The organism is Faecalibacterium tardum, assembly GCF_040096515.1.
GTDB lineage: Bacteria > Bacillota > Clostridia > Oscillospirales > Ruminococcaceae > Faecalibacterium > Faecalibacterium tardum.
This window is the reverse complement of sequence record NZ_JBBMEO010000065.1, coordinates 1-4,012: the sequence shown is the minus strand read 5'-3', so window position 1 is coordinate 4,012 and position 4,012 is coordinate 1. Positions and strand designations below refer to the sequence as shown.

Genomic DNA, 4,012 nt, shown 5'->3' with positions numbered 1-4,012 from the left:
GCTCCCTCCCAGAGGGAGCTGGCAAAACCGTCAGGTTTTGACTGAGGGAGTTCGTTCTAAACCCCTTCCCATGAAAAAGTAGTTCCGAAACGCCCGCAGGCGTTTCGGAACTACAAATAAAAATATTCTTTCCGCTGATTATGGCCAGAGCAAAGCGGAGGCCATTCCAAATCGTCCTCCTCCCGGCAGCCTTGTGTTCCGTCACACAAAGGCGTATACTGGGGCAAAAAGGAGGCGTTTGCCATGTGGTTCGTTTACGCGCTGGGATCGGCGGTGTTTGCCGCCCTTACCTCGATTCTGGCAAAGATCGGCATCGAGGGGGTCAACTCCACCCTTGCCACCGCCATCCGCACGGCGGTGGTGCTGCTGATGAGCTGGGGCATGGTGTTCCTTACCGGTACGCAGGCCGGTATTGCGGAGATCTCCCGCCGCAGCTGGCTGTTTCTGGTGCTGTCCGGCCTTGCCACCGGCGCAAGCTGGCTGTGCTACTACCACGCGTTGCAGGTGGGTGCAGCGTCCAAGGTAGTGCCCATTGATAAGCTCAGCGTGGTCATCACCCTTGCGCTGGCCTTTGTGGTGCTGCACGAGCCCTTTACCGCCAAAAGTCTCATCGGCTGCGCCCTCATCACCGCCGGCACACTGTTTATGGTGCTGTAACGGTCAGGGATGCGCTCCGGGCGTTTTCATGGGGAAGAACGCATTACAAAAACCGTTCCAGCTGGATGCGGTTATCCTCTTCAAAATCCTGCAGCCGCTGGGCAAGGCGCTTTGCGCCCGGGGCAGCGTTGGGGTAGTCCTTGCAGCTTTTTACGCAGTCCACCACCCCCATGCCGCTGCCCTGCGTGAGCATTTCGGCCAGATTGCGGGTGGATTTGTCCGTAAGGGTCTTGAGCCCGATGCCCATTTTCGTGTTCAGCTTTGCCATGGTGCTCTGCCCCTGCGCGCTGCCGCCGCAGGCTTCGATGGCGGTGTGCGCCTCCTGATTCAGCTGGTGATAAATGTTGCGCTGGCGCAGCAGTTCGGCCTTGAACTGTACATCGTTGGTCATGGGTAAGATCTGCTCCAAGGTGTTCTTGCCCATCTCGGTGTTCTGCACCACCGCTTCCAGCAGGTTCAGGTTGTCGTTTTTCTGGTTTTCCATACAAAAAATCCCCCTTTGGCATCTATTATGTGCCCAAAGGGGGATTATATACGTTATTTCTCAGCAGATCTTATTGCCGCCGGAGATCTGGATGCCGCGCAGCCGCTCGTCACAGATGGCGTACAGGCGCTGCCAGCAGTTGGCGGCGCTGTCCAGCTCGTCCAGCCCTGCCACTGCGACGCTCAGGGTAAAGGGCACTCGCTTCATCATGCCCATGGAGGTGACGCACTCGTGGGGCATTTCGGCGTAGATATTCCGCATCTGCTCGGCCAGCTGGCCGCCGTCCATATCCAGACAGCCTACCACAAAGGTGGTGCCGGTCAGGCGGCAGACGATCTGGCTGCCCGGGATATCGAAATACTTTTTCCACTGGTTTGCCACAAAGCAGATCAGCTGATCCATCACCGGCTGACCGTAGGTGTCCCGCAGCTGTGCGCCGTGATCCAGCGATATCAGCGCCACAGCGGCCTTGCGCCCCTGCTCTGCCCAGCGGTCCAGCTCGGCGGCGATCACGGTCTCCAGATAGCGGCGGTTGTACACGCCGGAAAGAAAATCGTGGTTCAGGTCCTCGCGGCACAGCTCCCGCTCGCGGGCGCTCATGCGCTCTTCCGGCAGCAGGTTGCCTGCCAGCGGAGCAGACATGGTGATCTGCCACAGCTTGCCGTCTGCCCGCACCGTGCGGTGCAGCACGCAGCTTACCCGGCCGTTGCACAGGGTATAGCTCACCTGCAAGCCCTCGTCCTGCCAGCCGGTGTCCTGTGGCAGCTCGTCCAGCAATACCGTCTCAAACGCAGCCTGTGCGCCCTCGACAAAGGCGCGCAGATCCTGCTCTGTCCATTCTCTGTCCATCTGTAATTTCCCCATCATCAGTACGCGCCGCCGCTTCCGACGGGCGAAATTCCAATTTTCCCACAAATCCGGGAACTTACGGCTATTATACCATTGAAATACAGATTTTTCCAGCAAAACGCACAAATTTTTACGGCAGTTTTTACAATTCTGTCAAATTGCTGATTCTTTCACGTTTTGAACGTCTGCATTGCAGCGGCAGTACACGGCGCACTCGGCTTCGATCTGTGCGGCAAGGGCTTTGGAGCCAAAACCGGCCTTGGCACGCCATGCCCAGTTGCCGCCCAGCTTGCCCGGGGTGTTCAGGTGCGCTTCGGCGCCCAGACCCAGCCAGTCGTACATGGGAATGATGGCTCTGTCGGCCACCGAGCCCAGCGCCGCCCGCAGCAGCGCGGTGCGCGCGGCGGCAGTCTTTACCGCTGCCACCTCCTTGGCGGTGGGCTTGCAGGGGGTAAGGTGCAGGTAAGCCGCAGCGGTGGCCTTTTCCTTTTCGGAAGCGCCGTTCTCCCACCAGTCGGTCAGGGTGGTGTTGTCGTGAGTGCCGGGGTAGACCACACCGTTCTTGACGTGGTTATGGGGCAGATACTCGTTGTCCCCGCCGCCGAAGGCAAACTGCAGCACCTTCATGCCCGGGAAGGTGCTGTCGGCCAGCAGCTTGCGCACGCTGGGGAACAGTTCGCCCAAGTCCTCGGCGATGATGGGCAGCTTGCCCAGTGCAGCTTCCAGCGCATCGAACAGCTCCATGCCGGGGCCGTTCTCCCACTTGCCGGTGCGGGCGGTGGTGCTGGTGGCCGGGATGGCCCAATAGGTGTCGAAGCCGCGGAAGTGGTCGATGCGCAGCAGGTCGTAGATGCCCAGTGCGTGGCGCACCCGCTGGATCCACCATGCGTAGCCGGTCTTTTTGTGGTACGCCCAGTCGTACAGGGGGTTGCCCCACAGCTGGCCGTCTGCGGAGAAGTAGTCCGGCGGGCAGCCCGCCACCCGGGCAAAGCGACCGTCGGCGTCCAGCTCAAACAGCTTGCCGCCCACCCATGCGTCCACCGAGTCGGCAGAGACGTAGATGGGGATATCGCCCAGGATCTGCACGCCCTTCTCGTTGGCATAGGTCTTGACGGCCTGCCACTGGACGCTGAACTTGTACTGCACAAACTTCCAGAAGCCGATCTCCTCTTCGTTTGCGGCAGCAAAGGCAGCCAGTGCAGCCTTGTCGCGGCGGCGGTAGGGGGCGTCCCACTCCACCCAGTTCTTCATCTTGTTGGCGACTTTCAGCGCCATGTACAGGGCGTAGTCCTCCAGCCAGTCCTCATTGGCAAGGGTAAAGGCGTAGTAGTCGTCGGGGTAGTAGTAGGTGCAGCCGTGCAGCCCGGCGCACTGGCTGCGCCATGCGGCGTAAGCCTTGCGCAGCACCGCAAAGCGGCTGACGTACAAAGTGCCGTAGTCCACTTCCAGCGGGTTTTTGCCCCAGCTTTTTGCCTTGAGGTCTGCGGCGGTCAGCAGGCCTTCTTTTTCCAGTGTTTCCAAGTCCACAAAATAGGGGTTGCCCGCAAAGGCAGAGCAGCTCTGGTAGGGGCTGTCGCCGTAGCCGGTGGGGCTGAGCGGCAGCAGCTGCCAGATCGTTTGTCCCGCTGCAGACAGGAAATCCACAAATTGAAATGCCGCCTTGCCAAAGCAGCCGATCCCATAAGGGCCGGGCAGACTGGATACCGGCATCAGAATACCACTTTCACGCATGATCCGTTACCTTCCTCGCTGTCAATTTTCGGGAATATTCGTTGTTTCCTATCATAACATAACCGCAAACTATTTTCCACAGGCAAAAATCGTGGTATACTGGTTTTTATGGGGTACCCCCTCAGCTTCGCTGCGCTCAGCAGCTCCCCCAAGGGGGCGCCTTTGGCATGGTTGGAAAGTTTGTGGTTTGACCGGAAAGTTCCTGCCTGCTTTCAGCGTGCAAAGACGCTCCGCTGGGCCAGAGGCAGGGAGGGGTGTTCCGACTCCCCCCTCCCTACCTCTGGACTCCAC

General features: G+C 59.6%; 4 protein-coding genes. 1 reads left to right on the top strand and 3 read right to left on the bottom strand.

Going from position 1 to position 4,012, the window contains the following annotated elements:
• The first annotated feature begins 243 nt into the window (after window positions 1-243).
• Window positions 244-657 carry an EamA family transporter gene (locus WMO44_RS14445; RefSeq protein ID WP_097779010.1) on the top strand — a complete coding sequence of 138 codons (414 nt, stop codon included), beginning with the start codon at window positions 244-246 and terminating at the stop codon, window positions 655-657.
• 43 nt (window positions 658-700) lie between these two features.
• Here WMO44_RS14445 and WMO44_RS14440 read toward each other — a convergent pair whose 3' ends face one another.
• The 3 genes from WMO44_RS14440 to malQ form a co-directional block, all read right to left on the bottom strand.
• Window positions 701-1,141: a hypothetical protein gene (locus WMO44_RS14440; RefSeq protein WP_006735368.1), complete on the bottom strand. Its 441-nt coding sequence runs from the start codon at window positions 1,139-1,141 to the stop codon at window positions 701-703.
• Window positions 1,142-1,201: 60 nt separating this feature from the next.
• Window positions 1,202-2,008 carry a GGDEF domain-containing protein gene (locus WMO44_RS14435; RefSeq protein ID WP_349152996.1) on the bottom strand — a complete coding sequence of 269 codons (807 nt, stop codon included), beginning with the start codon at window positions 2,006-2,008 and terminating at the stop codon, window positions 1,202-1,204.
• Between the two features lie 135 nt (window positions 2,009-2,143).
• Window positions 2,144-3,721, bottom strand: coding sequence for a 4-alpha-glucanotransferase (gene malQ / locus WMO44_RS14430; protein WP_349152995.1), 1,578 nt, complete (start codon window positions 3,719-3,721; stop codon window positions 2,144-2,146).
• Window positions 3,722-4,012 lie beyond the last annotated feature (291 nt).